This window comes from Marinimicrobium sp. UBA4509 (assembly GCF_002388575.1).
GTDB lineage: Bacteria > Pseudomonadota > Gammaproteobacteria > Pseudomonadales > Cellvibrionaceae > Marinimicrobium > Marinimicrobium koreense.
Genome location: NZ_DGMV01000050.1, coordinates 348 through 1321 on the forward strand (window position 1 = coordinate 348; position 974 = coordinate 1321).

Genomic DNA, 974 nt, shown 5'->3' on the forward strand with positions numbered 1-974 from the left:
CGGTGTTCAACGCGCCCTACTCCAACACCCGTTCGGTGGCCGAGTTGGTGCTGGCCGAAGCGATTCTGCTGTTGCGCGGAATTCCCGAGAAAAACGCTGTCTGCCATCGCGGTGGCTGGCAGAAGTCGGCCGTGGGTTCCTACGAGATTCGAGGCAAGACCCTGGGCATTATCGGCTATGGCTCCATCGGCAGTCAGTTGAGCGTACTGGCCGAGAGCCTGGGTATGAACGTCTGCTTCTACGATGTCATTCCCAAGCTGCCGCTGGGCAATGCCACCCAGATGCGCAGCCTGAACGAGCTGCTCAACCACGCCGATATCGTCAGCCTGCACGTGCCGGAAACCGGCTCAACCAAAAACATGATTAGCGCCGAACAGCTCGAGCAGATGAAGCCCGGCTCCATCCTGATCAACGCCTCGCGCGGTACGGTGATTGATATCGACGCGCTGGCCGAGGCGGTCAAGGCAGATAAGCTGGCCGGCGCGGCCATTGATGTCTTTCCGGTGGAGCCCAAAGGTAACGACGACGAGTTCGTCAGCCCGTTGCGCGGCCTGGATAACGTCCTTCTGACCCCCCACATCGGCGGCTCGACGGTTGAAGCCCAGCAGAATATTGGGGTGGAAGTGGCCGAGAAGCTGATCATGTACTCGGACAACGGTACCACCACCAGCTCGGTCAACTTCCCGGAAGTGGCGCTACCCGGACACCCGGACGCGCACCGCCTGTTGCACGTGCACGGCAACGTACCGGGCGTGATGTCGGCGATCAACCGGATTTTCTCGGACAATCAGATCAACATCGCCGCCCAGTATCTGCAGACCAACGAGAAGGTCGGCTACGTGGTAGTGGACATCTACTCGCCCTACAGCCCGGAAGTGCTCAAGCAACTGCGGGAAATTGAAGGCACCATCCGCTGTCGGGTGCTGTTCTGAACTGGCACCTCCAAAGCCCTGTAGGTCGGATTAGCGAAGCGT

1 protein-coding gene is annotated in these 974 nt (G+C 60.0%); it reads left to right on the forward strand.

The genetic code is table 11. The features are described 5' to 3' along the window. A partial coding sequence (gene serA, locus B3520_RS08005; protein WP_286875830.1) for a phosphoglycerate dehydrogenase occupies nt 1–932 on the forward strand: 932 nt, incomplete at its 5' end. Nucleotides 933–974: the final 42 nt, after the last annotated feature.